Source organism: Streptomyces sp. TRM68367 (assembly GCF_014495685.1).
GTDB lineage: Bacteria > Actinomycetota > Actinomycetes > Streptomycetales > Streptomycetaceae > Streptomyces.
This window is the reverse complement of the sequence record NZ_JACTVI010000082.1, coordinates 1-26,630: the sequence shown is the minus strand read 5'-3', so window position 1 is coordinate 26,630 and position 26,630 is coordinate 1. Positions and strand designations below refer to the sequence as shown.

The 26,630-nt window shown below is 70.4% G+C and carries 26 protein-coding genes and 1 pseudogene; 19 read left to right on the top strand and 8 right to left on the bottom strand.

Annotated features, from left to right (window positions below; all coding sequences use genetic code 11):
- Positions 1-24: 24 nt before the first annotated feature.
- Entirely contained in the window at positions 25-417 is a 393-nt protein-coding gene (locus H8R17_RS34625) for a VOC family protein (protein WP_187827186.1), read from the bottom strand.
- A gap of 82 nt (positions 418-499) precedes the next feature.
- On the opposite strand from H8R17_RS34625, the gene H8R17_RS34620 reads away from it, so the two are divergent.
- Entirely contained in the window at positions 500-1,039 is a 540-nt protein-coding gene (locus tag H8R17_RS34620; RefSeq protein ID WP_187827185.1) for a GNAT family N-acetyltransferase, read from the top strand.
- Between the two features lie 3 nt (positions 1,040-1,042).
- On the opposite strand, the gene H8R17_RS34615 is transcribed toward H8R17_RS34620, so the two are convergent.
- Positions 1,043-1,726, bottom strand: coding sequence for a glycerophosphodiester phosphodiesterase family protein (locus H8R17_RS34615; RefSeq protein WP_187827184.1), 684 nt, complete (start codon positions 1,724-1,726; stop codon positions 1,043-1,045).
- 336 nt (positions 1,727-2,062) lie between these two features.
- On the opposite strand from H8R17_RS34615, the gene H8R17_RS34610 reads away from it, so the two are divergent.
- From H8R17_RS34610 to H8R17_RS34600, 3 genes are all read left to right on the top strand, one after another.
- Positions 2,063-3,460 carry a DUF6421 family protein gene (locus tag H8R17_RS34610; RefSeq protein ID WP_187827183.1) on the top strand — a complete coding sequence of 466 codons (1,398 nt, stop codon included), beginning with the start codon at positions 2,063-2,065 and terminating at the stop codon, positions 3,458-3,460.
- A gap of 71 nt (positions 3,461-3,531) precedes the next feature.
- Positions 3,532-4,284, top strand: a complete 753-nt coding sequence (locus H8R17_RS34605) for an SDR family NAD(P)-dependent oxidoreductase (protein ID WP_187827182.1) — start codon at positions 3,532-3,534, stop codon at positions 4,282-4,284.
- A complete protein-coding gene (locus H8R17_RS34600; protein ID WP_187827181.1) occupies positions 4,281-5,360 on the top strand; it encodes a low specificity L-threonine aldolase in 1,080 nt (359 codons plus the stop codon). The genes H8R17_RS34605 and H8R17_RS34600 overlap by 4 nt, the downstream gene beginning before the upstream one ends.
- Positions 5,361-5,381: 21 nt before the next feature.
- On the opposite strand, the gene H8R17_RS34595 is transcribed toward H8R17_RS34600, so the two are convergent.
- Complete coding sequence (locus tag H8R17_RS34595) at positions 5,382-5,750, bottom strand: hypothetical protein (protein WP_262505714.1); 369 nt, start codon at positions 5,748-5,750, stop codon at positions 5,382-5,384.
- Positions 5,751-6,026: 276 nt separating this feature from the next.
- On the opposite strand from H8R17_RS34595, the gene H8R17_RS34590 reads away from it, so the two are divergent.
- Entirely contained in the window at positions 6,027-6,599 is a 573-nt protein-coding gene (locus H8R17_RS34590; RefSeq protein WP_187827180.1) for a transglutaminase family protein, read from the top strand.
- A 13-nt stretch (positions 6,600-6,612) separates the two neighbouring features.
- Positions 6,613-7,308: a B3/4 domain-containing protein gene (locus tag H8R17_RS34585; RefSeq protein ID WP_187827179.1), complete on the top strand. Its 696-nt coding sequence runs from the start codon at positions 6,613-6,615 to the stop codon at positions 7,306-7,308.
- A gap of 87 nt (positions 7,309-7,395) precedes the next feature.
- On the opposite strand, the gene H8R17_RS34580 is transcribed toward H8R17_RS34585, so the two are convergent.
- Together H8R17_RS34580 and H8R17_RS34575 are read right to left on the bottom strand one after the other, a co-directional pair.
- Positions 7,396-8,124 (bottom strand): 1-acyl-sn-glycerol-3-phosphate acyltransferase, encoded by a 729-nt coding sequence (locus tag H8R17_RS34580; RefSeq protein ID WP_187827178.1) that lies wholly within the window; start codon positions 8,122-8,124, stop codon positions 7,396-7,398.
- A gap of 174 nt (positions 8,125-8,298) precedes the next feature.
- The gene (locus tag H8R17_RS34575; RefSeq protein WP_187827177.1) at positions 8,299-8,715 is read right to left on the bottom strand and encodes a DUF4395 domain-containing protein; all 417 of its coding nucleotides are present in this window, start codon (positions 8,713-8,715) and stop codon (positions 8,299-8,301) included.
- 76 nt (positions 8,716-8,791) lie between these two features.
- Between H8R17_RS34575 and H8R17_RS34570 the strand changes: the two genes are divergently transcribed.
- The 4 genes from H8R17_RS34570 (at position 8,792) to H8R17_RS34555 (ending at position 11,879) form a co-directional block, all read left to right on the top strand.
- Positions 8,792-9,205, top strand: a complete 414-nt coding sequence (locus tag H8R17_RS34570; RefSeq protein ID WP_187827195.1) for a thioredoxin family protein — start codon at positions 8,792-8,794, stop codon at positions 9,203-9,205.
- Between the two features lie 130 nt (positions 9,206-9,335).
- Positions 9,336-9,845, top strand: a complete 510-nt coding sequence (locus H8R17_RS34565) for a flavin reductase family protein (protein ID WP_187827176.1) — start codon at positions 9,336-9,338, stop codon at positions 9,843-9,845.
- 228 nt (positions 9,846-10,073) lie between these two features.
- Positions 10,074-10,862 carry an electron transfer flavoprotein subunit beta/FixA family protein gene (locus H8R17_RS34560; protein WP_187827175.1) on the top strand — a complete coding sequence of 263 codons (789 nt, stop codon included), beginning with the start codon at positions 10,074-10,076 and terminating at the stop codon, positions 10,860-10,862.
- 54 nt (positions 10,863-10,916) lie between these two features.
- Positions 10,917-11,879 carry an electron transfer flavoprotein subunit alpha/FixB family protein gene (locus H8R17_RS34555; protein ID WP_187827174.1) on the top strand — a complete coding sequence of 321 codons (963 nt, stop codon included), beginning with the start codon at positions 10,917-10,919 and terminating at the stop codon, positions 11,877-11,879.
- Positions 11,880-11,951: 72 nt separating this feature from the next.
- Here the strand turns inward: H8R17_RS34555 and H8R17_RS34550 are convergent, their stop codons facing one another.
- On the bottom strand, positions 11,952-12,860 hold the full coding sequence (locus H8R17_RS34550; protein ID WP_187827173.1) for an endonuclease/exonuclease/phosphatase family protein: 909 nt from the start codon (positions 12,858-12,860) through the stop codon (positions 11,952-11,954).
- A 204-nt stretch (positions 12,861-13,064) separates the two neighbouring features.
- Between H8R17_RS34550 and H8R17_RS34545 the strand changes: the two genes are divergently transcribed.
- Together H8R17_RS34545 and H8R17_RS34540 are read left to right on the top strand one after the other, a co-directional pair.
- A complete protein-coding gene (locus tag H8R17_RS34545) occupies positions 13,065-14,369 on the top strand; it encodes a DUF6986 family protein (protein ID WP_187827172.1) in 1,305 nt (434 codons plus the stop codon).
- Positions 14,370-14,509: 140 nt separating this feature from the next.
- Positions 14,510-16,334 (top strand): annotated as a pseudogene (locus H8R17_RS34540) (serine/threonine-protein kinase).
- Here the strand turns inward: H8R17_RS34540 and H8R17_RS34535 are convergent.
- Together H8R17_RS34535 and H8R17_RS34530 are read right to left on the bottom strand one after the other, a co-directional pair.
- Complete coding sequence (locus tag H8R17_RS34535) at positions 16,280-17,074, bottom strand: hypothetical protein (RefSeq protein WP_187827171.1); 795 nt, start codon at positions 17,072-17,074, stop codon at positions 16,280-16,282. The pseudogene H8R17_RS34540 and the gene H8R17_RS34535 overlap by 55 nt on opposite strands.
- 6 nt (positions 17,075-17,080) lie before the next feature.
- Positions 17,081-18,214: a LacI family DNA-binding transcriptional regulator gene (locus H8R17_RS34530; RefSeq protein ID WP_187827170.1), complete on the bottom strand. Its 1,134-nt coding sequence runs from the start codon at positions 18,212-18,214 to the stop codon at positions 17,081-17,083.
- A 170-nt stretch (positions 18,215-18,384) separates the two neighbouring features.
- On the opposite strand from H8R17_RS34530, the gene H8R17_RS34525 reads away from it, so the two are divergent.
- From H8R17_RS34525 to H8R17_RS34495, 7 genes are all read left to right on the top strand, one after another.
- Complete coding sequence (locus tag H8R17_RS34525; RefSeq protein WP_187827169.1) at positions 18,385-19,338, top strand: ROK family protein; 954 nt, start codon at positions 18,385-18,387, stop codon at positions 19,336-19,338.
- Between the two features lie 480 nt (positions 19,339-19,818).
- Positions 19,819-20,019 (top strand): hypothetical protein, encoded by a 201-nt coding sequence (locus H8R17_RS34520; RefSeq protein WP_187827168.1) that lies wholly within the window; start codon positions 19,819-19,821, stop codon positions 20,017-20,019.
- Between the two features lie 145 nt (positions 20,020-20,164).
- A complete protein-coding gene (locus H8R17_RS34515; RefSeq protein WP_187827167.1) occupies positions 20,165-21,208 on the top strand; it encodes an NUDIX domain-containing protein in 1,044 nt (347 codons plus the stop codon).
- Positions 21,209-21,572: 364 nt separating this feature from the next.
- Entirely contained in the window at positions 21,573-22,604 is a 1,032-nt protein-coding gene (locus H8R17_RS34510) for an ABC transporter permease (RefSeq protein ID WP_187827166.1), read from the top strand.
- 76 nt (positions 22,605-22,680) lie between these two features.
- The gene (locus H8R17_RS34505; protein WP_187827165.1) at positions 22,681-24,348 is read left to right on the top strand and encodes an ABC transporter substrate-binding protein; all 1,668 of its coding nucleotides are present in this window, start codon (positions 22,681-22,683) and stop codon (positions 24,346-24,348) included.
- Between the two features lie 75 nt (positions 24,349-24,423).
- Positions 24,424-25,416: an ABC transporter permease gene (locus tag H8R17_RS34500; protein ID WP_187827164.1), complete on the top strand. Its 993-nt coding sequence runs from the start codon at positions 24,424-24,426 to the stop codon at positions 25,414-25,416.
- 25 nt (positions 25,417-25,441) lie between these two features.
- On the top strand, positions 25,442-26,518 hold the full coding sequence (locus tag H8R17_RS34495; protein ID WP_187827163.1) for an ABC transporter ATP-binding protein: 1,077 nt from the start codon (positions 25,442-25,444) through the stop codon (positions 26,516-26,518).
- The last annotated feature ends 112 nt before the right edge of the window (positions 26,519-26,630 follow it).

The following is a 26,630-nucleotide window of genomic DNA, read 5'->3' as shown; positions in this document are numbered from 1 at the left end:
GTCTCGGATCCCGGGCCGGACCCCTCAGATCCCCGGCCGATACCGCAGCGGATGATCCGCCGGCGCCTCCACCAGCACGATCCGCGTCCCGTCCGGATCCGCGATCCACATCTCGACCAGCCCCCACGGCTCCTGCACCGGCGGCCGCACGATCTCGACGCCCTTGCCGCGCAGCTCCTCGTGCGCCGCCTCCACGTCCTCGACCTGGAGCCAGAGCCGTACGGCGGAGGAGGGAGGTGTCTCCAACCGGCCCGACACCTCCAGGAAGCCGCCGCCGAGGAAGTAGACGGTTCCGCGCTGCGGCCCCGTGCCGAACTCGCGGTAGACGGCGAGGCCCAGCTGCTCGCCGTAGAAGACACGGGACCGCTCGGGGTCGGTGGGGTGGAGCAGAATCCGGCTGCTGAGTACGTGCACCATGCACCCGGAGCATAGGACAGGCCTCGTGGCCGGGTTAGTCTCACCCCTGCCCGAGCCGCGCCAGGAAACGAGAGAGAGTTCCATGGAAACCGCCGCCACCGGACTGACCTTCCGTGACGCCACCGACGTCGATGTGGACGAGCTGGTCGCGCTGATCGAGTCGGCGTACCGGGGAGAGTCGAGCCGGGCGGGGTGGACGACCGAGGCGGACATCCTGCAGGGGCAGCGGACCGACCCCGAAGGCGTGCTGGAGGTCGTCAAGGCGCCCGGCAGCCGGCTGCTGACGGCCGAGCGGCAGGGCAGGATCATCGCCTGCTGCCAGCTCGAGCACCGCGGCGACCACGCCTACTTCGGGATGTTCGCGGTCAGCCCCGGGGCCCAGGGCGGCGGCCTCGGCAAGGTCGTCCTCGCGGAGGCGGAACGGCAGGCCCGCGCCCACTGGGGCGTCACGGAGATGCACATGACCGTGATCTCGGTCCGCGAGGACCTGATCGCCTGGTACGAGCGCCGCGGCTACCGCCGTACGGGACGCATGACCCCCTTCCCGTACGGCGACGAGCGCTTCGGCCTCCCGCAGCGCCCCGACCTGCAGTTCGAGTTGCTGGTCAAGCCGCTGGCGTGAGGCTCACGCGGTGAAGCGGCCGGTGCGCTTGATCTCGGGGTAGTCGGTGGTCGCGCCGTCCAGCTCCAGGGCACGTACGAGCCGCAGGTGGTCCTGGGTGTTCACGACCCAGCCGATGATCCTCAGGTCCGCCTTGCGCGCGTTCTCCACGACCTCCAGGGTGATCCGGCGGATGTTCAGGCAGAGCGTCCCGGCACCGGCCTCCACGGCGCGGTCCACGATGTCGCCGCCGTAGCGGCTGCCGATGAGCGCCGTGCGCACCCCCGGCACCAGGTGGGCGATCTCCGCGATCGCCTCCTCGTGGAACGAGGACACCTCCACCCGGTCGGCCAGATTCCGCCGGTGCATCACCTCGGCCAGCGCCCGCGCCGCCGCCACGTCCTTGATCTCGGCCTGCAACGGCGACGCCACCGCGTCCAGGACCTCCTCGAACACCGGGATCCGCTCCCCGCGGCCGGCGTCCAGCGCGCGCAGCTCGTCCAGGGTCTGCTCGGCGATCGGGCCGCTTCCGTCGGTCGTGCGGTCCACGTCGGGGTCGTGCATGACGACGAGGGCGCCGTCCTTGCTCAGGTGCAGATCCAGTTCGATGACGTCGAGGCCGGCCTCCTCCGCGGCGGCGAAGGAGCGGAGGGTGTTCTCGGGCTCGACGCCCATGACTCCGCGGTGACCGATGGTGAGGAAGTTCAAGGTTCGGCTCGCTTCCGTCGACGGCGGGCAGAGTCGCAGCCTAACGGCCATGGCCCGAGGTGAACCCGTGCGTCCTGGGCGAATCGGTCCGGCACACTGGGGCGGACCTGGACTGTCACCCCCGGCAGGTCACCCGGCCGTGGGCGAGTCCTGCCGCGAATTGACCCACCGGTGTAGTTCCCACCCGTCGCGCAGGTCACCCCGAACCCTGTCCGGCAGGAAAAAGTGCGGTGTAGGTCGGGGTGCGCAGGACGATTTCCCGAGGCTCCCCTTGCTGAGGGAAACCTCGTGTGCATACGGTGTCTCTACGCGAGGTTATCCGGTGGAGGATGAGACATGACGGAAATTCTTGTGCAGGCGGCTGCGGAGGGGAAGGTTCCTCCGGAGGGCAGGGTGGTGGACCACCCGGCATGGCCCGTGCTCAAGGATGCCGTGGAGCAGATCCGGCCATGGCAGTCCAAGGACGGGTCGATCGACTTCGACGCCGAGGGTGCTCCCGGCCTCGCGGACGCGGAACGCGCCGTACGCCGGGTCGTCGACGCCGTACAGGAGCTGTCCGCGCTGCTCTCGCACGACCGCGCCTACCACGAAGCCCTCGTGCGGGATCTGCGTCGCTGGGCCGACGGCGGCTTCCAGGTGCCCGACTTCCTCGACTCGCTGCTCGCCTTCCAGCCCGCGGCGAACCGCCGGGACGGCCTGCAGCACCTGGTCGTCTTCCCGATGTACACCCAGAACGGCAACCCCGACCGCAACCTCGAAGCGGTCGTGCTGCGCATGGTCTGGCCGGACTGGCTGGCCGAGCTGGAGCGCAGCCGCTACGACAACCCGCTGTTCTGCGGCATCACGTTCGAGGACTTCACGTCCGGCTACGACACCAACTCCGCCGTCCTCTTCCCGGAGACAATCGCCGTGCGCGCGGCCCCCGAGCGGTTCAGCTGGGGCGGCATCTTCTGCGACCGCGAGGCCGCCCGCTTCCGCCGCGTCACCGCTGCCGCCGTCGGCATCCTCGGCCTGGAGTTGCCCGAGGACGTCGCCGCGCTGGTCGACGACCAGAAGCGCTGCGAGGAGGCGTTCGTGCTGTGGGACATGGTCCACGACCGCACCCACAGCCACGGCGACCTGCCCTTCGACCCGTTCATGATCAAGCAGCGCCAGCCGTTCTGGATGTACGGCCTGGAGGAGCTGCGCTGCGACCTCACCGCCTTCAGGGAGGCCGTGGAACTGGCGAAGGAGGGCGTCTCGCAGGCCCTGGACGTGCAGGTCGCGGTGCTGTTCGACCGCATGTTCCGCTTCCCGGTCACCGGCGAGCGCGTACGCAACTACGACGGCCTCGGCGGGCAGTTGCTCTTCGCATACCTGCACAAGCACGACGTGGTCCGCTGGACCGACAACAAGCTGTTCATCGACTGGGAGCGCGCCCCGCAGGTCACCAACCAGCTGTGCGCCGAGATCGAGCAGCTGTACCGCGACGGCATCGACCGCCCCAAGCTCGTCCACTGGTTCGCCGGATACGAGCTGGTCTCCACCTACCTCGCCCCGCACCCCGGCTCCAAGTGGGCCAAGGGCCCCGACGCACTGGACCTCACCCAGCCGCCGCGCAAGCTCGTCGATGACGTGCTTCCCGACGAGTTCCCGCTGAGCATGTTCTACGAGGCGCTGTCCAAGAAGCTGAAGAAGGTGATCGCCGCCACCAAGGGCATCAGGGCGGACAGTGCCGAGCGGGCCGCCGCATGAGCGGACGCGCCGCTCCGCTGCGGGAGAGCACAATGGAGGCAACGATCGCTCGGCGGGCTCAGGAGGCGGAGATGGGGAACGGCAACGGAGCACTGAGCGGCGCGGTGATCGCGGTGGCCGGTGCGGGCGGACCGGCCGGACGGGCGGCGCTGCTCCGGCTCGCCGAGGCGGGGGCGACCGTCATCGGCTCCGACAACGACCCGGAGCGGCTGGCGGAGGCCGTCGACGCGGCCAGCTACGCGCACGGCGGCGCGACCGTCACCGGCGACACGGTCGACCTGCTCGACCTGAACGCATCCCATGCGTGGGCCGCCCGCATCGAGAAGGAGTTCGGCCACGTCGACGGCCTCGTCCACCTGGTCGGCGGCTGGCGCGGCAGCGAGACCTTCACCAGGACCAGGCTCGACGACTGGGACCTGCTGGAGATGCTGCTCGTCCGCACTGTCCAGCACACGTCCCTCGCCTTCCACGAGGCGCTCCAGCGCAGCGACCGCGGCCGGTACGTCCTGATCAGTGCCGCGGGCGCGAGCAAGCCCACCGCGGGCAACGCCGCCTACGCCGCCGCCAAGGCCGCCGCCGAGGCGTGGACGCTGGCCATGGCCGACTTCTTCAAGAAGGCGGGGGGCGCCCAGGGGCCGACCTCCGCGGCTGCGATCCTGGTGGTCAAGGCGTTGGTGCACGAGGCGATGCGCGCCGAGCGGCCCAACGCGAAGTTCGCGGGCTTCACGGACGTCAAGGACCTGGCCGAGGCCATTGCCGGAGTCTGGGAGAAGCCCGCCGCCGAAGTGAACGGACATCGTCTGTGGCTGACCGAGAAGCCGTGAACCCCCCGAAGGCCTCCTTCTCGCAGGCCCGGCGCCATCACGACCCGGACGTCCGCGGTTTTGCCAGCGACAACTACGCCGGCGCGCACCCGGAGGTGCTCGCCGCCCTGGCCCTGGCCAACGGAGGGCACCAGGTCGCCTATGGCGAGGACGCGTACACCGAGCACCTCCAGCGGATCGTCCGCAGCCACTTCGGCGCCACCGCCGAGGCCTTCCCGGTCTTCAACGGCACCGGCGCCAACGTCGTCGCGCTCCAGGCCGTCACCGACCGCTGGGGCGCGGTGATCTGCGCCGAGAGCGCGCACGTCCACGTCGACGAGTGCGGGGCGCCGGAGCGGGTCGGCGGCCTGAAGCTGCTCACCGTGCCCACGCCCGACGGCAAGCTCACCCCCGAGCTGATCGACCGGCAGGCGTACGGCTGGGACGACGAGCACCGCGCGATGCCGCAGGTCGTCTCGATCGCCCAGGCCACCGAACTGGGCACCGTCTACATGCCGGACGAGATCCGCGCGATCTGCGAGCACGCCCATGCCCGCGGCATGAAGGTGCACCTCGACGGCTCCCGGCTGGCGAACGCCGCCGCCTCTCTGAACGTCCCGATGCGCACGTTCACCAACGCGGTCGGCGTCGACATCCTCTCCCTGGGCGGCACGAAGAACGGCGCCCTGTTCGGCGAGGCGGTCGTCGTGCTCGACCAGGACACCGTCAGTCACCTGAAGCATCTGCGCAAGCTGTCCATGCAGCTCGCCTCCAAGATGCGGTTCGTGTCGGTGCAGTTGGAGGCCCTGCTCGCCAGGGACCTGTGGCTGCGCAACGCCCGCCACGCCAACGACATGGCCCAGCGTCTCGCGGAGGGCGTGCGCGCCGTGCACGGCGTGGAGATCCTTTACCCGGTGCAGGCCAACGCGGTCTTCGCCCGCCTCCCGCACGACGTGGGCGAGCGCCTGCAGCAGCGGTTCCGTTTCTACTTCTGGGACGAGGCCGCGGGCGACGTCCGCTGGATGTGTGCCTGGGACACGACCGAGGAGGATGTGGACGCGTTCGTGGCCGCGCTCAAGGAGGAGATGGCGCGGTAGGCCATCCCCTCCCCGGCGTCGTCAGCCGTTGACGACGATCGCCGCGGTGTTGTTGCGCAGGTTCGGGTCGAACTTGCTGATCGGCAGCTCCCAGTTGTCGTTGAGGGTGGCCACGGTGGTGCGAGCCCCGGGTACCACACGGTCGATCCGCAGCCGGACGTCGAGGGCGTGGGACGCCTTGTCGAGCGGCGTGTTCGGCGTCCGGCAGTAGTACGTCGTGACGGAGGGACCCTCCGGGGCCGGCGCCTGCCGCCAGCAGTCGTCCTCCGGCAGGCCGACCACCGTGGTGCCCTGCGGCGCCTGGAACCGCACCGTGGCCACGGGCGCGCCCGCGCCCAGGGACGCCACCCACGCCGGGCCGCGGTTGTGCACGGTGACCCGGGCGGTCACGGTGTCCCCGGCGCCCCCGCGCACCTTGCTGCCGACGAGCCTCAGGTCGGCGGTGTTCCGGTTCGACGGCTCCGAGCAGGCGATTTCTCATGTCCATCCCCCTGTTGATGATCTTCCGGAGACGAGACCCACGGCGGGGAACAGGGGTTGTAGCGGGGTGTCTGGTTGCGGCGATCTTCAGCCGTTCTTCCAGACGGGACCCCGAGTCTGCATATATATACGGTTGATTGAAAATCAATTGACTCATGATCGGCTGCGTGCCTATGCTCTGGCGACATGCAGCTGATCCAGGAGACCCCCGACCTCTCCGCCTACCTGGCCGCCGACGAGGTGATCGACCACCATCATCCGCTCGTCCGTGAGACGGCCGCCCGGCTCGCCGAGGGGGTGGCGGACTCGTATGAGTATGCGCGGGCGGCCTTCGAGTTCGTGCGCGACACCATCCCGCACTCGCAGGACTCCGGCGACCTGCGCGTCACCTGGCGCGCCTCCGACGTCCTGGAGCAGGGCACCGGCATCTGCTACGCCAAGGCCCATGCCCTGGCCGCCCTGCTGCGGGCCGAGGACATCCCCACCGCGCTCTGCTACCAGGGGTTCGACGTGGTGCACGGCCTGGTCGCCGTGCGGTTCAACGGCGCCTGGCACCGGCAGGATCCGCGCGGCAACAAGCCGGGAGTGGACGCCCGGTTCTCCCTGGACGGCGAACGCTTGGCTTTCGTACCCGACCCAAAGTCCAATGAACTGGACTATCCAGTCCTGTATGCTCAACCGCATCCGGCCGTCCTCGGCGCCCTCAAGGCCGCCCGCGACCGGCCGCACCTGTGGCAGACGCTCCCCACCGCACTCTGAGGCAAGGCCGACCATGACACTCACGCTGACTGTGTCCGACGAGGTACGCGCCCTCGCGCCCGGCTTCACCCACGTCGTCGTCGAAGCGCACGGCCTGGTCAACGGGCCCAGCACCGACGCCAGTTCGGCGCTCCTCGACGACGCGGTCCGACGGCTCGCCGTACGCCTGGACGGGCGCGCTGCACACGAGGACCCGCACATGGCGGCCTGGCGCGCGGCGTACACGGCGTTCGGGTCGAAGCCGTCCCGCACCCGCAACTCGGCGGAGGCGCTGGCCAAGCGGGCCCTGTCGGAGGCCGGGCTGCCCCGGATCAACCTGCTCGTCGACCTCTACAACGCCATCAGCGTCGCCCACCTGATCCCCGTCGGCGGCGAGGACATCGACCGCATCCAGGGCGGTATGCGCCTGGTGCGCGCCACGGGCGAGGAGGACTTCGTGACCGTCGCCGGCGGTGAGGAGATCGTGGAACACCCCGACGCAGGCGAGGTGGTGTGGCGTGACGAGGCGGGCGTGACCTGCCGACGCTGGAACTGGCGCCAGGGACCTCGCACCCGGCTCGCCGAGGAGACCACCTCGGGCATCTTCCTGCTGGAGGGCATGGCGCCGATGACGGCCGCCGAGGTCGCGGCCGCGGCCGCCGAACTGGCCGAGCTGCTGGAGAAGTTCAGCCCGGGCGCACGGATCGCCGTCAACGACCCCGTGCAGTAACGGATCGCCGTCAACGTCCCATGCGATAAGGGATGGCCGTCAACGCCGCGTAGGAACGGACGTGCCCCGTACGGCCGGGGCCGCGCGTCAGTGCGACTCGGCTGCCCGGACCTGCTCCGGCGTCGGGGCCGTGCCGCCGAGGTGGGCAGGCATCCACCACGTGTCGTCCGGACCCTTGGGGCGCACCGGGTAGGCACGCTGGGCGGCCTCCAGCAACTCCTGGACCCGCTCGCGCAGCTGCCGGGTGATCGCTCCCGCGTACTTGTCGCGCGAGGCCTCGAGCGCCTCGCCGACCCGGATCGTGATCGGCGTGTGGCTGCGCTTGAAGTTGCGCGGGTGGCCCTTGGTCCACAGTCGCTGCGTCCCCCACACCGCCATCGGGATCAGCGGGACGCCCGCCTCCTGCGCCATGCGCGCGGCACCCGACTTGAAGCTCTTCAGCGTGAACGACTGCGAGATCGTCGCCTCCGGGAACACCCCGATGATCTCGCCGGACTTCAGCGAGTCCAGGGCGTGCGCGTACGCCACCTCGCCCTGGTTGCGGTCCACCGGGATGTGCTTCATGCCGCGCATCAGCGGACCGGAGATCCGGTGCCGGAACACGGACTCCTTCGCCATGAACCGCACGAGACGATTCTGCGGCAGCGCCGCTAGGCCGTTGAAGACGAAGTCCAGATAGCTGATGTGATTGCTCACCAGCACGGCGCCGCCCGAGCGCGGGATGTTCTCCGAACCCCGGCAGTCGATCCTGAGGTCCCACACCTTGAACAGTGTGCGGGCGAGACCGACGACCGGACGGTAGACGAGTTCTGCCATGGGCGGATCGGACCCTTCCTGCTCTGCCTGGGAAGGGACTCCCGGCGGAAGTTACGCGGCCGTAGGTTTACGGCTTGTCGCAGATCGTGCCCGAAGAACGGCCGGGTAGCCAGTCCTCGTGCCCCCGCGCGGCGAGATTCTCGTCACGTCCGCCATGTGATCCACCTCGGGGTTTTACCAGTGCATTGCTCTGAGACGCCGTACGAGCAGGTACATCTCGCAGCCCAGGCAGTACCCGAACGCGGCATTGAGGGACGCGGCCGCGAGCGCTGCCGCCGTCGCGGCGACTCCCAGCCAGCCGGGCCCCAGCGCGTAGCCGACGAGACCGAGACCCGCGAACACCAGCCCCACCGCCTGCGCGAACCGCGGCGGTTCGGGCGCCTCGAACTCGGCCGGCGGGCCGATCCGCAGCCGTACGGCCTTACGGAACAGCCAGCCGTACGGCGAACGGCCCACCCCGCCCGCCGCGCCCAGCGCGAACGCCAGCGTCTGCCAGGCCAGCAGCCACGCGCTCCCGGTGACCAGCACGACCGCCAGGACGGCGGTCGTCACGGCCGCCCCGAAGCGCGGCCCCCTCACATCAATGTCCATGAATCAAGCATTCCGCAGCGGAACCGGTTCGGGGAGGCGGGAATCTTTGCGGTCTCGTGAGCGCTTGACCAGGGTGATGAGCGGACTGGTGGTGTGTGTGGTGGTGCTCGCTGCGGCGAGCGCCTATGGAGTACTGCAACGGCGGCGGAGTGGGAGAGTGCGAGTGCGCGGGCGGGACGACGGCAGGCGGCTGGAGGCGGCCGAACTGGGCGCGGAACTCGGCGTACGCGCCACCCTCGTGCAGTTCTCCAGCGCGTTCTGCGCGCCCTGCCGGGCCACCCGGCGGGTCCTCGGCGAGGTCGCCGGCATGGTCCCGGGTGTGACCCACGTCGAGATCGACGCCGAGGCCCACCTCGACCTCGTCCGCCGGCTCGACATCCTCAAGACCCCCACGGTGCTGATTCTCGACGCCGACGGACAGGTCGTACGGCGCGCCACCGGCCAGCCCCGCAAGGCCGACGTCATCGCCGCGCTGGGGGAGGCGGTGTGACGGCCGTTACGTCGACGGTGAGTCATCTCCCACATTCCGGTACGTACTTGACTGCGTGCACCACCTATCGTCAGCCTGACCCCATGCCTTCGGACCACCCTCTCCCCGGGCCCGGACTCAGGACCACTCCATGACGGCCACTCCCGACCTCGGCACTCCCCGGATCGCCACCCCCGATCTGCTGCGCTCCGTCTTCCGGCGGCACGCGGCCGGAGTCGCCGTGATCACCGCCCGTGGGGACGCCGGCCCCGTCGGCTTCACCGCCACCTCGCTCACCTCCGTCTCCGCCGAGCCCCCGATGCTCTCCTTCGGTATCGGCACCGGCGCCTCCAGCTGGCCCGCGATATCCGCGACCGGCCACGTCGGCGTGCACCTCCTCGGCGAGCATCAGCAGGAGCTGGCCGCCACCTTCGCCCGCAGCGGCGCCGACCGCTTCGGCCCGCCCACCGCCTGGCGCGAAGGACCCGAGGGGGTCCCTGTACTCGACGACGTCATGGCCTGGCTGGTGTGCCGGGTCGTCGCGCGCGTGCCCGCCGGGGATCACCGGGTCGTGCTGGCCGAGGTCCTCCTCGGCGACCCCGGGGGTATCGGCCGGCCGCTCCTTTACCACCAGGGGCGCTTCACCGGTCTGCGGGATTGATCACTGCTCCGCGCTTCTGCGGAATCGTTCGGTTCCGATTACGCTGCGTTGCACAGGTCACAGTTCAAAGCGCTTGCTTAGCGGGCACGAACTGAGTGTACTGACGAGTAATATTTCGGTCGGAGCGCGGATCGCCCCGACCGGGATCGGCCGCTTGAGGCGCCTATGCTGCCTGCAAGCAGGCAGCAAGCAGGCAGCCAGAAAAGACGATGCAGTAGGAGAGCCGGCGTGAGCTTGAGGATCGTTGTCACTGTGAAGTACGTGCCCGACGCCACTGGCGACCGGCACTTCGCCGATGACCTGACCGTCGACCGGGACGACGTGGACGGTCTGCTCTCCGAACTCGACGAGTACGCCGTCGAGCAGGCGCTGCAGATCTCCGAGAACTCCGACGACGACGTGGAGATCACCGTCCTCACCGTCGGCCCCGAAGACGCCAAGGACGCGCTGCGCAAGGCGCTGTCGATGGGCGCCGACAAGGCGATCCACGTCGAGGACGACGACATCCACGGCACCGACGCCATGGGCACCTCCCTGGTCCTGGCCAAGGCGATCGAGAAGGCCGGCTACGACCTGGTGATCTCCGGCATGGCCTCCACCGACGGCACCATGGGTGTCGTACCGGCGCTGCTGGCCGAGCGCCTGGGCGTGCCGCAGGTGACGCTGCTCTCCGAGGTCTCCGTCGAGGACGATGTCGTCAAGGGCCGCCGCGACGGCGACGCCGCGAGCGAGCAGCTGGAGGCCTCCCTGCCGGCCGTCGTCTCGGTCACCGACCAGTCGGGCGAGGCCCGCTACCCCTCCTTCAAGGGGATCATGGCGGCCAAGAAGAAGCCGGTTCAGTCGTGGGACCTGTCGGACCTGGACCTGGAGGCCGAGGAGGTCGGCCTGGAGGGCGCCTACACCACCGTCGACACGGCGGCCGAGCGTCCGGCCCGTACCGCGGGCACGATCGTCAAGGACGAGGGCGAGGGCGGCAAGCAACTCGCTGAGTTCCTCGCGAGCCAGAAGTTCATCTGAGCTCGACTTCGCTGACCGCCCCTCATCTTTCGCAAGCAGGAGAGAAGAAGTCCCATGGCTGAAGTTCTCGTCTACGTCGACCACGTGGACGGTGCCGTCCGCAAGCCCACCCTGGAGCTGCTGACCCTGGCCCGCCGCGTCGGCGAGCCGGTCGCCGTCGCGCTCGGCAACGGCGCCGCCGACACCGCCGCCACGCTCGCCGAGCACGGCGCGGTGAGGGTTCTCACCCATGAGGCGTCCGAGTACGCCGACTACCTGGTCGTCCCGAAGGTCGACGCCCTGCAGGCCGCCTACCAGCAGGTCTCCCCGGCTGCCGTGCTGGTGCCTTCCTCCGCGGAAGGCAAGGAGATCGCCGCCCGGCTGGCGCTGCGCATCGGCTCCGGCATCATCACCGACGCTGTCGACCTGGAGGCCGGCGACGAGGGCCCCGTGGCCACGCAGTCGGTGTTCGCCGCCGCCTTCACCACCAAGTCCCGTGTCACCAAGGGCACCCCGGTCATCACGGTCAAGCCCAACAGCGCCGCCGTCGAGGCCGCTCCGGCCGCCGGCGCGGTCGAGGCCCTGTCGGTGTCCTTCTCCGAGAAGGCCACCGGCACGAAGGTCACCGGCCGTACGCCGCGTGAGTCGACCGGGCGTCCGGAGCTGACCGAGGCCGCGATCGTGGTCTCCGGCGGCCGTGGCGTGGGCGGCTCGGAGAACTTTGCGATCATCGAGGCCCTCGCCGACTCCCTCGGCGCGGCCGTCGGTGCCTCGCGTGCCGCCGTCGACGCGGGCTGGTACCCGCACACCAACCAGGTCGGCCAGACCGGCAAGTCGGTCTCGCCGCAGCTGTACATCGCCTCCGGCATCTCCGGCGCGATCCAGCACCGCGCCGGTATGCAGACCTCGAAGACGATCGTGGCCATCAACAAGGACGCCGAGGCCCCGATCTTCGACCTCGTCGACTACGGCATCGTCGGCGACCTCTTCGACGTCGTCCCGGCCCTCACCGAGGAGATCAAGACCCGCAAGGGCTGACCCGACCGGACAGCCACGAGGCCCTCGCGACCGAGCACGGTCGCTGGGGCCTCGGCCTGTCACGGGCTCGGTTCACTCCAGGGTCAGCGAGGCCTGCACGGGCAGGTGGTCGCTCGGGAACTGCCCGTTCACCATGAAGGTGTTGATCGACGCCCGGTGCACCGTGGCCCCCGGTGAGGCCAGGATCCAGTCGATGCGGTCGCCGTCCGGCGTCAGCGGCAGGTAGCCGTGGAACGTCCCGAACAGCGGGCTCCGCTCGGCCGCCGCGTCCCATGTGTCGACGAGACCGGCGTCCAGCAGGGTGTCGTACACCGCCGCGCTGCCCTGCGCGGCGACATTGAAGTCCCCGGTCACCACCACTGGCAGGGAGCCCTCAAGGCCGCCGATCCGCTCGGCCATGAGCGCTGCGCTGCGCTCGCGGGCGTACTGGCTGCGGTGGTCGAAGTGGGTGTTGAGGACGTGGAACTCCCGTCCGACGGCGCGCAGATCGCGGAAGCGGACCTGCGTGACCATGCGCGGGAAGGCCGCACCCCAGGTGTTGGAGCCGATCGTGTATGGGGTGTCGGAGAGCCAGAAGTGGTCGTACTCGACCGGAGCCAGCCGGTTCCGGTCGTAGAAGACCGCCATGGACTCGTCGCGGCTGCCGTGCAGGCGGCCGGTGCCGACCCAGTCATAGCGCGCTCCGAGGTCGGCGTCGATGTCCAGCAGCTGCGGGAAGAGGCCCTCCTGGGTGCCGATGAGGTGCGGGGCCTCGCGGTGCAGCAGCGCGCGCATCACGGGTCTGCGGACGGTCCAGCTGTTGGGTTCCGTGGTGCTCGCGAAGCGCAGGTTGAAGGACATGACCCGCAGGGGCCGGCCGCCGCTCTCCTCGGCCGCGGCGGGCGGGGCGGACAGTGCTGTACTGGACAGGGGGGCGGTGACCGCTGCGGCTAACGCGGCCTTCAGGCCCAGGCGGCGGGTGACCCGGCGGTGGTTCGGCACTTCGGTCTCCTTCGGTGGGAACGGCCGGACGAGTCGTGCGGGGCGGGCGTATGGAAGTGTGATACCGCGGTATGGGATGGGCGTGAACATGGCGAGATGGCGGAGTGGCCCCGGGTGGACACGGTGTTGACCATCGGAAGGTCCCCGGATAACTTCGCTCTACGGATTGTTGATTCCGTGGAGCGGAAAATTGGAGGGTGTGGGATGGGCCAGGGCCAGCAGGAGCAGGCGGCGACGAGCCTCGCGGGCGCCGTCAGCGAGGAGATCAGCGCCTCCCTCGCGCCGGTCGACGCCGAGCTGGCGCGCCGCTACCCCGGCGACGCCGGGACCCGCCAGCCCGTCCACACCGTGTACGTCCCCGGCGACGCCTTCGCCGCCGGCACCATCCGCTCCTGGGGCGAGAAGGCCCTCGCCCTCCTCGACGAACACGCCCCGGACGCCGCCTCCTTCGCCGCTGTCCTCGGGCTGCCGGAGGAACTCGCCGGACCCGTCCACGCGCGCGTGCGGGCCAAACTGGAGCGCGAGCCGATCGAGGACCTGCGCGTCGACTTCGAGGACGGCTACGGCAACCGCCCCGACGCCGAGGAGGACGAGGCCGCCGCCCGCGCGGCCCGGGTGATCGCCCAGGCGTACACCGACGGTACGGCGGCCCCGTACATGGGCATCCGCATGAAGTGCATGGAGGCGGCCGTCCGGGACCGGGGCATCCGCACCCTCGACATCTTCCTCACCGGCCTGATGGCGGCCGGCGGACTGCCCGACGGGCTGGTGCTCACGCTGCCCAAGGTCACGTACCCGGAGCAGGTCACCGCCATGGTGCGGCTCCTGGAGGCGTTCGAGAAGGCGCGCGGTCTCCAACCCGGCCGGATCGGCTTCGAGATCCAGATCGAGACCAGCCAGTCCATCCTCGCCGCCGACGGCACCGCCACCGTCGCCCGCATGATCCAGGCCGCCGAGGGCCGGGCGACCGGACTGCACTACGGCACCTTCGACTACAGCGCCTGCCTCGGCGTCTCCGCCGCCCATCAGGCCAGCGACCACCCGGCCGCCGACCACGCCAAGTCGGTCATGCAGGTCGCCGCCGCGGGCACCGGCGTCCGTGTCTCGGACGGCTCCACCAACGTCCTGCCGGTCGGCCCGACCGAGAAGGTGCACGCCGCCTGGCGCCTGCACTACGGCCTCACCCGCCGCGCCCTGGCCCGCGCCTACTACCAGGGCTGGGACATGCACCCCGGCCACATCCCCACCCGCTACGCCGCCGTCTTCGCCTTCTACCGCGAGGGCTTCGAACAGGCCGCCGCCCGCCTCGCCCGCTACGCCAACCGGACCGGCGGCGACGTCATGGACGAGCCCGCCACCGCCAAGGCCCTCAGCGGCTACCTGCTGCGTGGCTTGGACTGCGGCGCCCTCGACATCGGCGAGGTCGCCCGGCTGAGCGGCCTGACCCGCGCCGACCTGGAAGGCTTCGCGGCACCCCGGCGCGGCGACCTGACGGCCTCCGCGCACTGACGGGGCCCGCGGACTCATGGGGGCCGTCGCCCACGTAGCGGCCCTGTCACAGCCGTCACTTCCGGCTGGCACTGTCACCGCCGCCCCGTAGTCTGTACGGCACGCAGGACGTGTCGCAGGTGTCACAGAACGGGGCAGCGGTGTCATCGGGGGAGTACGGACAGCCGGACGGGACCGGCCGGCTGCTGGCAGGGCGCTATCGGGTTGCGGCCCAGCTCGGGCGCGGTGGCATGGGCGTGGTCCGGCGGGCCGTCGACGAGGTCCTCGGCCGCGAGGTGGCGGTCAAGGAACTGCGCACGTACAACGACGTCGCCGGCCCCGAACTGGACGATCTGCGGCTGCGGATGCAGCGCGAGGCGCGTGCCGCGGCCCGGGTGCGCCATCCCGGCGTCATCGCCGTGCACGACATCACGGAGATCGACGGCCGCCCGCTGATCGTCATGGAGCTGATCGACGGCCCGTCCCTGGACGACGTGCTGCGCGAGCGCGGCACGCTCGACCCGCGCGAGGCCGCCGGGATCGGTGCCAAGGTCATGGACGCGCTGGCCGCCGCGCACGCCGTCGGCGTCCTGCACCGCGACGTGAAGCCCGGCAACATCCTGCTCGACCGCTCCGGCCGCGTCGTCCTCACCGACTTCGGCATCGCGACCATGGAGGACCCGGGCGACGGCTCGGCCACCCACCTCACCCGCAGCGGCGAACTCGTCGGCTCCCTGGACTACCTCGCCCCCGAGCGCGCCCAGGGCGCCGACCCGGGCCCCGCCTCCGACGTCTGGGCCCTGGGCGCCACGCTGTACGCGGCCGTCGAGGGCGCCTCGCCCTTCCGCCGTACGTCCACGTTCTCCACGCTCACCGCGATCGTGACCGAGCCGCTGCCCGAGCCCCACCGGGCCGGTCCGCTCGCCTGTCCTGCGGCAGCTGATGGACAAGCGGCCCGAGTCCCGCCCCGAGGCCGACCAGGCCCGCGCACTCCTCCAGTCGGTCACGGACGCCAACGCCACGGACCGCCCGACCACCAGCCTGCACGGCCCCGCGGCCCCACCCGCACGCCCGGACACGCAACGCAGCGTCCCGGCGGGACCGCCGCCCGGATTCGGCCCGCCGCAGCCCGTGCCGTCGATGGGGGACGGGGCGGGTGCTTCGGGCTTCGGGGCGGCGGGGCAGAACACACCCGGTCAGCAGGGCTTCGGGGCGGGCAGCGGCGGCGCGGCGCCCGGTGCCTCCGCTGACACGGGCCCCATGAACTCCCGTACGACACCGCGCCGCAAGGGCCGTGCCGTGCTCGCCGCCGTGGCCGTCGCCGTCGTCCTCGCCGCGGCCGGTGCCACGGTCGCCGTGCTGACCAACCGGGGCGACTCGGAGACCGGCGCGCGCCCCGCGGCGTCCCGGACGCGGGCGGCGGACGTCTCGGCCGAGGACGACCGCTCGCGCGCCGACGTCTCGACCGAACCCGGACCCACCGACAAGGGCGGCAAGAAGACCGAGGCCCCGGCCGACAAGCCGAGCCAGAAGGAAGAGCCGAAGCCCACCGGCGAGGCCACTGCGTCATCCCCGCCCAAGCCCGCGCCCGGCGGCGGTACATCGGGCGGCAGCGGCTCCGGCGGGGGTGGCGGCACGACCGGGGGCGGCGGCACCACCGGCGGTGGCGGTACGACGGGCGGCGGCGGGGGGAGCGACCCGGCCCCGTCCTGCACCGCGATCGGCGGCGGCAAGTTCAACTGCCAGGTGTGGCGCACCGCCAAGTCCTACACCGCCGACGGCACCGAGGTGGGCGTACTCAACGCGGGCACCAACTACTTCTACTGCCAGCAGAACCTGGGCCGCCGCGAGACCTACGGCGAGTGGACCAACGTCTGGTGGGCCAAGACCGACGACGACAGCGGCAACACCAACGTCTACATCAGCGACGTCTACTTGGAGGGCGGCAACAACGACGAGCCGGTCCCCGGACTCCCCGTCTGCTGAGACCGCACGTACCGCTCCAGACCGGACGTCGTCACCAGCTTCTCCTCGGCCAGCAGCCGCGTGCCCCGCTCGCACAGCCGCCGGTCGGCGCGGGCCCGCGCGCAGAACTCCTCGGGCGTGACACCGAACAGCTTCCGCAACCGCCTCGAGTGCACGAGGAGTTCGGTGAGCAGCGCCCGCTGTCCCGGATGGGAGCGGGGCGCGGGGGAGCCGTTGCGCAGGACCCCGTGGCGGTTGACGTACGCGAACGCGCCGGGCAGCAGCGTGCCGTCGGCCAGTTCGATCCGGACGCCCGGCGCGGGCAGCCAGACGCGGTCGTAGTTGCCGGTCGGCACCGGCGCGCCCTCGCTCGCGTCGATCACGGCCAGTTGCAGGGCGTCGAGCCAGATGACGAACAGCTCCCGCACGGCGTCCGGCGCGTCGTACGGCGACGCCGACACGTATCCCATGCGGCTGACGTGCGCGGAGACGCCGACCCCGACGCCGGTGACCCGGGTCTTCACCATCGGGATCGGGGACGCGATCCCCGCCACGGTCATCTTGTGGCGCAGCTGGCCCGGACAGGCGTTGGAGCCGACGGTGAGCACCGGCGCGCGGTCCGTGTGCACCAGGGTTTCGAGGGGCAGCAGCCGGTCCCCGTCCAGCAGCCCGGAGTCCGTGGGCCACGCCCCCGGATACAGCAGTGGGTGCTCGCGCGGCGCCTCGCCGAGCCCGAGTGCGTGGAGTGTGCGATCGTCCATGGCCGCTCAGTCTGCCGGGGGCAGCTCGCCCGAGCCGCGGGTGATCAGCCGGTTCGGCAGCTCGATGCGTTCAGGGGTGAGGAGCGTGCCGTCCAGCTGGCGGAACAGGCGCTCGGCCGCGGTACGGCCGAGGGCCGCCGCGTCCTGGGCGACGACCGTGACACCGGGTTGCAGCAGGTCGGCCAGCTCGATGTCGTCGAAGCCGACCATGGCGACCCGGCGGGTCTGCTCGGCGAGCACCCGGATCACGGTGACCGTCACCCGGTTGTTGCCCGCGAAGACCGCGGTGACCGGATGCGGGCCGGAGAGCATCTCCTCGGCCGCCCGGCGCACCCGCTCGGGGTCGGTGACGCCCAGGGACATCCAGGAGTCCTTCACCGGTATCCCCGCGTCCTCCATGGCGGCCCGGTAGCCGCGCAGCCGCTCGGCGCTGGTGTGGATGCGGGGCATATCGCCGATGAAGCCGATCCGGCGGTGCCCGTGCGCGATGAGGTGAGCCACTCCGTCGCGGGCACCGCCGTAGTTGTCCGACAGGACGACGTCCGCCTCGATGTTCCCGGCCGGCCGGTCCACGAACACCGTGGCCACGCCCGCCTTCACCTCCGGCTCCAGATACCGGTGGTCGTCCCCTGCCGGGATCACCACCAGGCCGTCCACCCGGCGCGCGCACAGCGCCAGCACCAGTTCCTGCTCGCGGTCCGGGTCCTCCGCGCTGGAGCCGTTGATCAGCAGGGAGCCGTGGGCGCGGGCCACGTCCTCGACGGCGCGGCTGAGCGGGCCGTAGAACGGGTCCGCGAGGTCCTCCAGGACCAGGCCGATGCTCGCGGTACGGCCCTTGCGCAGCACCCGCGCGCTGTCGTTGCGGCGGAAGCCCAGGGCGTCGATGGCCTCCTGGACGCGGCGCTCCGTCTCCGGGGTGACGCCGGGTTCGCCGTTCACGACTCGCGAGACCGTCTTCAGGCCTACCCCGGCGCGGGCCGCCACGTCCTTCATCGTGGGACGGTTGCCGTAGCGATTTCCGGAGAGGCGGTCGGCGACACGCTCTGCGTGGCCGTCGGGTCGGCGGGGCGCGTCGGGCACGGTGCGGTGTCCTGTCCTGTCGTCCACGGGATTGGTGTGTGCGGGGATGCGCGGGTCCATGAGTTGTATGAGGATATGGCGTCGAGCATAGGCCCTGGACAACGTTGTCAGATGCGGGAGACACTGTCCAGCGCAATCTCCGGCCCGCGCTCCGCCGCGTGACGGGCCTGCCTTTCCGCATGGTTTTCCGCTTGATTTTTCTTCAAGGCTGACGGGGAGATCCGACTCTGATGCACACCGACCTCGTGGCCGCGCTCGACATCGGCGGCACCAAGATCGCCGGCGCCCTGGTGGACGGCCACGGCCGGATCCTGGCCCGCGCCCAGTGGCCGACGCCCGCCCAGGAGGACGGCGACACCGTGATGCGGGCCGTGGAGGAGGTGCTCGGCGAGCTGACCGCGTCGCCGCTGTGGGCGCATGTCACGGCCGTCGGTATCGGCAGTGCCGGGCCCGTGGACGCCTCCGCGGGCACGGTGAGCCCGGTGAACGTGCCCGGCTGGCGCGACTACCCGCTCGTGGCGCGGGTCCGGGCCACGGCCGGTGACCTGCCCGTCGAGCTGATCGGCGACGGTGTGGCGATCACGGCGGCCGAGCACTGGCAGGGCGCCGCCCGGGGCCACGACAACGCGCTGTGCATGGTCGTCTCGACGGGTGTCGGCGGCGGCCTGGTCCTGAACGGCCGGTTGTACCCCGGCCCCACCGGCAACGCCGGCCACATCGGACACATCAGCGTGGACCTCGACGGCGACGCGTGCCCGTGCGGCTCCCGTGGCTGCGTGGAGCGCATCGCGAGCGGCCCCAACATCGCCCGGCGCGCCGTGAAGAACGGCTGGCGTCCCGGCCCCGACGGCGACACCTCCGCCGCCGCGGTGGCCGCAGCCGCCCGGGCCGGCGACCCGGTCGCCGTGGCCTCCTTCGAGCGGGCGGCCCGGGCGCTGGCCGCCGGCATCGCGGCCACCGCGACGCTGGTCGAGATCGACATCGTGGTCGTCGGCGGGGGAGTGGGCAAGGCGGGCGACGTGCTCTTCACGCCCCTGCGCAAGGCCCTGACCGACTACGCCACGCTGTCCTTCGTCCAGCGCCTGACGGTGACGCCGGCCCAGATGGGCACGGATGCCGGCCTGGTGGGGGCAGCCGCGGCGGCACTCGCCCGGCGGGCGGGCGTGGAGGCAGCCGGGGTATGACGCCGACGGCGCCGCGGCCTGCAGGAACGTTCATCTGGCGGTGAGTGGGGTTCGGCTGCGCTGACGTTGCCGGGGTGCGGCGGGCCGTGGTGCGCATTGCGGGGTGTGGCTGCCGTGGTGTGTGTCGGGGCGGGGTATGCCTGCCGAGGTGCGTCTCCGGTTGGTGTGCGTCGCCGGGGTGCGTGCTGGGCGGTGCACTCGCCGATGTGCGCCACGCCCAGGGTGGGTCTCGCCGCGCTGCATGTGGTCGCGGAGTGTCTCGTCGTCGTGCGTGTGGTCGTGGGGTGTCTCGGCGTGGTGCGTGTCGCCGTGGTGCGTCGTGTGGAGGTGCGGCTTGTCGTGGGCTGTCGTGCCGGGGTCCGTCTGGCCCGTCCGCCGCGGTCCGTCTGGCCCGTTTCGTCGCGCTGCGTCTTGCCGTGAAGTGCCCTGTCACCAGGCGAACGCGCGTGACCCCCGAGCCGTCCGGCAGTTGAACCCGGCATGAAGAAGCGCAGCATGCTCGCCATCGCCTCCCTGGCCACCGGATTCGTTGTCGCGGCGGTCACGCCGTCCCATGCCGCGGGCGGCGGGGGGACCGCTCTCGGTGATCTCGACGTGGACAAGACCCTCAGCGCTGTGGACCGGACGATCGCCGGCGACAGCCTGGCCATGGACGACGAGAGCTCCGGGAGGAAGGGCTGACGGGCCCACAAGGCCCGGTCACGCGGCGCCGGCACCCCTGTCGCCAGGGGCACCGGTGCCATTGCCGTGCGCCCTCAACTGGCGCTGGTTTCCGTGGCAGGGTGGAGCGGGCAAGCCACAGGGGGCCAACAGAAGAGGGGGACCTGTGACCGTCGTCTGGATCAACGGCGCGTTCGGTGCGGGAAAGACCACCACCGCACAAGAACTGATCGAACTGATCCCGAACAGCACGCTCTTCGACCCCGAGGTCATCGGCGGAGCGCTCCGGTACCTGCTGCCACCCAAACACCTCGCCGAAGTCGGCGACTACCAGGATCTGCCGATCTGGCGGCGTCTCGTGATCGACACGGCGGCCGCGATGCTCGCCGAACTCGGCGGGACCCTCGTGGTCCCCATGACCCTGCTGCGCCAGGAGTACCGCGACGAGATCTTCGGCGGCCTCGCCGCGCGCCGGATAGCCGTCCGGCACGTCCTTCTCGCTCCGGCCGAAACGATACTGCGCGCACGCATAGCCGACCGCGAGGTCCCGCCGGACCTGCCCGACGGCGAGATACGCATACGGCAGTGGAGCTACGACCACATCGAGCCGTACAAGCACGCCCTCGCCTCCTGGCTCACCGCCGACGCCCACCCCATCGACACCGGCGCCCTGAGCCCGTACGAAGCAGCCGCCCGCATCGCCGAGGCCGTGGGCGACGGCACCGTGCCGGTCTGCGACATCGTGCAGACCCCCGAGCCCACGGCCGAGACCCTCGCCGCCGGCGTCCTCCTCTTCGACGAGCGGGACCGGGTGCTGCTCGTCGACCCCACCTACAAGGCCGGCTGGGAGTTCCCCGGCGGCGTCGTCGAACCGGGCGAGGCGCCCGCCCGCGCCGGCATGCGCGAGGTCGCCGAGGAGACCGGCATCCGCCTGGACGACGTACCGAGCCTGCTCGTCGTCGACTGGGAACCGCCCGCTCGGCCCGGCTTCGGCGGCCTGCGGCTGCTCTTCGACGGCGGGCGGCTCGACTCGGCGGAGGCCGGACGGCTGCTGCTGCCCGGCCCGGAGCTGCGCGGCTGGCGTTTCGTCACCGAGGAGGAGGCGGCGGAGCTGCTGCCCCCCGTGCGCTACGAGCGGCTGCGGTGGGCCCTGCGGGCGCGGGAACGCGGGGCGGCGCTGTACCTGGAGGCCGGTATTCCGGTGGGCTGATATCCGGTGATTAACCGGCGGTGATGCGCTGTTTTTTGTGCGCGGGGATTCTTTTTACCTGCCGCGGGGGAATTCGGGGGAAGACCTGGAGGAGTGGTCGCCGTCCCGGCGTTTGCGGAGGTCGGGCGGTGCAGGTCCGGGCCAAGCGATGCCCAAGGAACGGCCCTTGGTCATGCACGCGGTGCCTAATCACTCGCCCCGTTCTCGTCAACATTTTTCCACGAGCGCAAACAATCCCTCTTCTGTGCCTGGCTCGCCTTGACCGGGCTCGCACGGACTTGCGAAAGTCCGCAGAGCCTCACGGCGCCTGCAACGGACGCCACCCATTTCTTTAAGCAAAGGGCAGATTCGGAATGTCCGCACGATGACCACGCAACACCAGCCGGTGGAATCCGGCGGCGGTACGACGCTGCTGGCCACCGCGTCGCCGCAGGACCCGCGGTCCGACGGCACCGCCGTCGCCGGCCGCTCACCGGCCCGCATGGCATGGACACGCATCAGGCGGGACAAGGTCACCATGACCGCCCTGGTGGTCACCGTCCTGTTCATCGTGATCGCGCTGGTGGCCCCGGTGCTCACCGCAGTGACCGGCTGGGGGCCGACCACGCCGGACAACAAGGCGATCGACCCGGACACGGGCAACTTCCCCTACGGATCGCTGGGCGGCATCAGCCTCACCCATCTGCTGGGCGTCGAACCGGGGACGGGCTACGACCTGTTCGCCCGGATCGTCTACGGCCTGCGCACCTCGCTCTTCGTCGGTTTTGCGTCGGCCGTGCTGTCCACCGTGGCCGGCGTCGTCGGCGGACTCGCGGCCGGGTACTTCGGCGGCTGGGTCGACTCCCTGCTGTCGCGGATCATGGACGTGATGCTGGCGTTCCCGCAGCTGCTGTTCATCATCGCGCTCACCCCGGTGATCCAGAACGCGCTGCAGACCAACAGCCACGGCGGTACGGACGAGAACCTCCGGCTGCTGGTCCTGGTCCTCAACATCGCGGCCTTCGCCTGGGCCTACACCGCCCGCCTGGTCCGCGGACAGGTCCTGTCCCTGCGTGAACGGGAGTTCGTCGACGCCGCCCGCCTCATGAGTGCCGGCCGGCGGCACATCCTCTTCCGTCAGCTGCTGCCGAACCTGTGGGCGCCGATCCTGATCTCCTTCGCGCTCGCCGTCCCGCAGAACATCACCACCGAGGCGGCACTGTCGTACCTGGGCGTGGGCGTCATTCCTCCCGCCCCGGACTGGGGATCCCTGCTGTCGGACGCCTCCCAGTACTTCCTGCAGGACCCGATGTACCTGTTCATTCCCGGAGTCCTGCTCCTCGTGCTCGTCCTGGCGCTCAACCTCCTCGGGGACGGCGTACGGGACGTCCTCGACCCCCGCGCCCGCCGCGGCTGATACGCAACCCCACGAGTGCCGACCCGGCGGTCCCACGAACGACCGCCGAGCCCGCAACAAGAACGGAGTTTCCTCAATGACGCGCAGAACGCGCTCGCTCGCCCTCACGGCGTCCGCCGTGGCTGTCGCCCTGGGGGCCACCGCATGCGGAGGTTCCTCCAGCAACACCAGCAGTGGCAGCCCGACGAAGGGCGGCACGCTGACGATCCTCGACGACTCGGACTACAACCACCTCGACCCTCAACGGACGTACACGACCGAGGGGTCGAGCATGGACTACGAGCTCGTCCGCACCCTCACCGGCTGGGACGAGAATGGCTCGCAGCCGAAGCTGGTCGGCGACCTGGCCACCAACACGGGAACGCCCAGCAAGGGCGCCACGGTGTGGACCTTCCACCTGCGCCACGGGGTCAAATGGCAGGACGGCACAGAGGTCACCGCGCAGGACGTCAAGTACGGCGTCGAGCGGGCCTTCTCGCCCGACATCAACGGCGGCCCGCCGTACGCCAGTCAGTGGCTGGTCGGCGGCTCCTCGTACAAGGGTCCCTTCAAGGGTCAGCAACTGAGCTCGATTCAGACGCCGGACAAGTACACCCTCGTCTTCCATCTCAACCAGCCGGTCGCCGACTTCAACGAGACGACGGCCATGACCGGATGGTCCGCGGTGCCCAAGGCCCACGACACGGCTGCCTCGTACGACACGCACATCTGGTCCGACGGGCCCTACATGATGAAGTCGTACGCGCACAACAAGGAACTGGTCCTCGTCAAGAACAAGTACTGGAGCCAGTCCACCGACCCGATCCGCGAGCAGAACGTCGACGAGATCGACGCCAAGTTCGGGCAGAACCAGGCCGCCATCGACCAGCAGATCAAGTCCGACGCCGGCACGGCCCAGACCTCGATCACGCAGACGCCGATCGCCGGCTCGGACCTGTCGACGATCGCCAACGACCCGTCGCTGAAGTCGCGTTTCTACAAGATCCCGGCTCCCGGCATCAACTACATGGCGATCAACACGGGCCGGGTCAAGGACATCCGGGTCCGCGAGGCGATCGAGTACGCCGTCGACAAGACCACCGTCCGTGGCGCCTTCGGTGGTGCGGCCTACGGCGACTACGCGAGCACGATGCTGGCCCCCGGCATCGACGGCCACAAGAATTTCAACCTGTACAGCAGCAACCCCGCGGGTGATCTCACCAAGGCCAAGGCCTTGATGAAGCAGGCCGGCAACCCGAAGCTCACCATGTCGCTCGCGGTGAAGAACATCCCCACGCAGGAGCACTTCGCCGACGCCGTGAAGACTGCGCTCGCGAAGATCGGCATCACGGTGAACATCTCCCCGATCGACGAGGCGAACTACTTCAACACCGTGCAGAACGTGAAGAACCAGTACGACCTGACCTGGGGCGACTGGGTCGCGGACTGGCCGAACGCCTCCACCGTGCTGCCCACCCTCTTCGACGGAGGGCAGATCAAGAAGCTGCCGCAGTCCAACCAGGACCTGTCGTACCTGAACGACCCGAAGGTCAACGCGCAGATCGACAAGATCGGCAAGATGACCGACATCAAGCAGCGCAACGTCGCCTACGGGGACCTGGACGAGCAGATCATGAAGGATGCCGCCGTGGTCCCGCTGATGTACATGAACTACAGCGATCTGGGCGGCTCCAAGGTCGGTGGCGTCATCGACGACACGATCATGGGCGAGCCCAGCTTGGTGCACGCCTACGTCAAGCACTGACGTACCCGTCCGACTCCCCGCCGGCGGGGCACTCCGCCGGCGGGGGCACCTCTCTCACGTCAGGTCCAGCACCACATGCTTCGTTATCTGATCAGACGCCTGCTGGCAGCGGCCGTGATCCTGCTGGCGATCACGGTGATCACCTTCTTCATCTTCTTCGCGCTGCCGTCCAACCCCGCGCTCCTGGCCTGCGGCAAGACCTGCTCGCCCTCCCGGCTGGCGGAGATCAGGCACTCGCTGGGCCTCGACCAGGGCATCGCGACACAGTTCTGGGAGTTCTTCAAGGGGCTCTTCGTGGGCCGCGACTACGGCGACCAGAGCTTGCGCATCCACTGCGGCGCACCCTGCCTCGGCGTCTCCTTCCAGACCGACACCCCCGTTCTGACCACCTTGCTGGGCGACTTTCCGGCGGACCTGTCCCTCGGCCTCGGCGCCGCGGTGGCCTTCCTCGTCCTGGGTGTCGGCCTCGGCACGGTGGCCGCGGTCCGCAGGGGCATGGCGGCCGACAAGGCGGCGGTGGGACTGGCGCTGGTCGGCGTCTCCGTGCAGATCTACTTCGTTGGTCTGCTGTTCCTCTACCTGTTCGTCGACAAGTGGCAGATCCTGCCCGCCTCCGGCTACACCCCGATCACCCAGGACCCGGTCGGCTGGTTCCAGGGGCTCATCCTGCCCTGGGCCACCCTGGTCATCGTCTACCTCGCCATGTACACCCGGCTCACGCGCTCCTCCATGCTGGAGGTCTTCGGCGAGGACTACATGCGCACCGCCCGGGCCAAGGGGCTACCGGCCGGCACGGTCGTCCTCAAGCACGGGCTGCGGGCCGCGATCACCCCGATCATCACCATCTTCGGCATGGATGTCGGCGCGCTCATCGGCGGCTCCGCGGTCATCACCGAGTCGGTGTTCGGCATCAACGGCATCGGCAAGCTGGCCGTGGACTCCGTCCAGAACTCCGACCTGCCGGTCATCCTCGGAACCACGCTCTTCGCCGCGACGTTCATCGTCCTCGCCAACGTGGTGGTCGACCTGGTCTACGGCCTCGTCGACCCGCGCGTCCGCCTCGCCTGACCCCCCTCGTCCCAAGGAAACGCCAGTGCCCGTGCAGACCTCACCGCAGCCCGCGGACGTCACGCCCGCATCCAACGCCTTTCTCGACGTACGGGACCTGCGGGTGCACTTCCCGACTGAGGACGGCCTCGTCAAGTCCGTCGACGGCGTGTCCTTCACCCTCGAAAAGGGCCAGACTCTGGGCATCGTCGGCGAGTCCGGCTCCGGCAAGTCCGTGACCTCGCTGGCCCTGCTCGGCCTGCACAAGGGCACCCGCGCCCAGGTTTCCGGCGAGATCTGGCTGGAAGGCAGGGAACTCGTCGCCCTGCCCGAGCACGACATGCGCGAACTGCGCGGCAGAACGGTCTCCATGATCTTCCAGGACCCGCTGTCGGCGCTGCACCCCTTCTTCACCGTCGGCGCCCAGATCGCCGAGGCTTACCGGGTGCACCACAAGGTCTCCAAGCAGGAGGCCAGGGAACGATCCGTGGAGATGCTGAAGCGGGTCGGCATCCCGCAGCCCCAGCTCCGGGTGAGGGACTACCCGCACCAGTTCTCCGGTGGTATGCGGCAGCGCGCCATGATCGCCATGTCCCTGGTCTGCGACCCCGCGCTGCTGATCGCCGACGAGCCGACGACCGCGCTGGACGTCACCGTCCAGGCGCAGATCCTGGACCTGATGCGCGATCTGCAGGAGGAGTTCGGCTCAGCCGTCGTCATCATCACCCACGACCTCGGCGTGGTGGCCGACATCGCCGACGACATCCTGGTGATGTACGGCGGCCGACGCATCGAGTACGGCAGCAAGCAGGACGTGCTGAAGCAGCCGCAGCACCCCTACACCTGGGGCCTGTTGCAGTCGATGCCGCACATGTCCGGGGACGTCGGCGTACGACTGAACCCGATCCCCGGCACCCCGCCGAGCCTGATCAACCTTCCGGGCGGCTGCGCCTTCCATCCACGCTGCGCCTACAAGGGCTGGGTGCCGCAGGGGCGGTGCAGGGGGGAACGGCCCGAGCTGCGCGCGGTCTCCGGTTCCGCCGCGCACATCGCCGCGTGCCACCTCACCGACGAGGCCAAGCACGAGATCCGCGGCGGGGGAACCGCCCGAGCCGCGAAATGACGGCCGCGGACGAACAGGAGCATGCCGTGAGTTTCCTGAGTCAACCTCTATGCCGCCTGGGGCGTGTCGGCGGGCGCGTTGATCTTGCTGTTGGCCTGGTGGATGGCGGGGT

Bases quoted from the DNA above. Each gene is read 5' to 3' on its own strand.
- H8R17_RS34580 (WP_187827178.1), bottom strand. From the start codon at position 8,124: ATGGCAGAACTCGTCTACCGTCCGGTCGTCGGTCTCGCCCGCACACTG.
- H8R17_RS34535 (WP_187827171.1), bottom strand. From the start codon at position 17,074: ATGGACGATCGCACACTCCACGCACTCGGGCTCGGCGAGGCGCCGCGC.
- H8R17_RS34525 (WP_187827169.1), top strand. From the start codon at position 18,385: ATGCACACCGACCTCGTGGCCGCGCTCGACATCGGCGGCACCAAGATC.
- H8R17_RS34585 (WP_187827179.1), top strand. From the start codon at position 6,613: ATGACACTCACGCTGACTGTGTCCGACGAGGTACGCGCCCTCGCGCCC.
- H8R17_RS34625 (WP_187827186.1), bottom strand. From the start codon at position 417: ATGGTGCACGTACTCAGCAGCCGGATTCTGCTCCACCCCACCGACCCC.
- H8R17_RS34510 (WP_187827166.1), top strand. From the start codon at position 21,573: ATGACCACGCAACACCAGCCGGTGGAATCCGGCGGCGGTACGACGCTG.
- H8R17_RS34605 (WP_187827182.1), top strand. From the start codon at position 3,532: ATGGGGAACGGCAACGGAGCACTGAGCGGCGCGGTGATCGCGGTGGCC.
- H8R17_RS34520 (WP_187827168.1), top strand. From the start codon at position 19,819: ATGAAGAAGCGCAGCATGCTCGCCATCGCCTCCCTGGCCACCGGATTC.
- H8R17_RS34620 (WP_187827185.1), top strand. From the start codon at position 500: ATGGAAACCGCCGCCACCGGACTGACCTTCCGTGACGCCACCGACGTC.
- H8R17_RS34570 (WP_187827195.1), top strand. From the start codon at position 8,792: ATGAGCGGACTGGTGGTGTGTGTGGTGGTGCTCGCTGCGGCGAGCGCC.
- H8R17_RS34565 (WP_187827176.1), top strand. From the start codon at position 9,336: ATGACGGCCACTCCCGACCTCGGCACTCCCCGGATCGCCACCCCCGAT.
- H8R17_RS34590 (WP_187827180.1), top strand. From the start codon at position 6,027: ATGCAGCTGATCCAGGAGACCCCCGACCTCTCCGCCTACCTGGCCGCC.
- H8R17_RS34555 (WP_187827174.1), top strand. From the start codon at position 10,917: ATGGCTGAAGTTCTCGTCTACGTCGACCACGTGGACGGTGCCGTCCGC.
- H8R17_RS34575 (WP_187827177.1), bottom strand. From the start codon at position 8,715: ATGGACATTGATGTGAGGGGGCCGCGCTTCGGGGCGGCCGTGACGACC.
- H8R17_RS34505 (WP_187827165.1), top strand. From the start codon at position 22,681: ATGACGCGCAGAACGCGCTCGCTCGCCCTCACGGCGTCCGCCGTGGCT.
- H8R17_RS34530 (WP_187827170.1), bottom strand. From the start codon at position 18,214: ATGGACCCGCGCATCCCCGCACACACCAATCCCGTGGACGACAGGACA.
- H8R17_RS34610 (WP_187827183.1), top strand. From the start codon at position 2,063: ATGACGGAAATTCTTGTGCAGGCGGCTGCGGAGGGGAAGGTTCCTCCG.
- H8R17_RS34500 (WP_187827164.1), top strand. From the start codon at position 24,424: ATGCTTCGTTATCTGATCAGACGCCTGCTGGCAGCGGCCGTGATCCTG.
- H8R17_RS34545 (WP_187827172.1), top strand. From the start codon at position 13,065: ATGGGCCAGGGCCAGCAGGAGCAGGCGGCGACGAGCCTCGCGGGCGCC.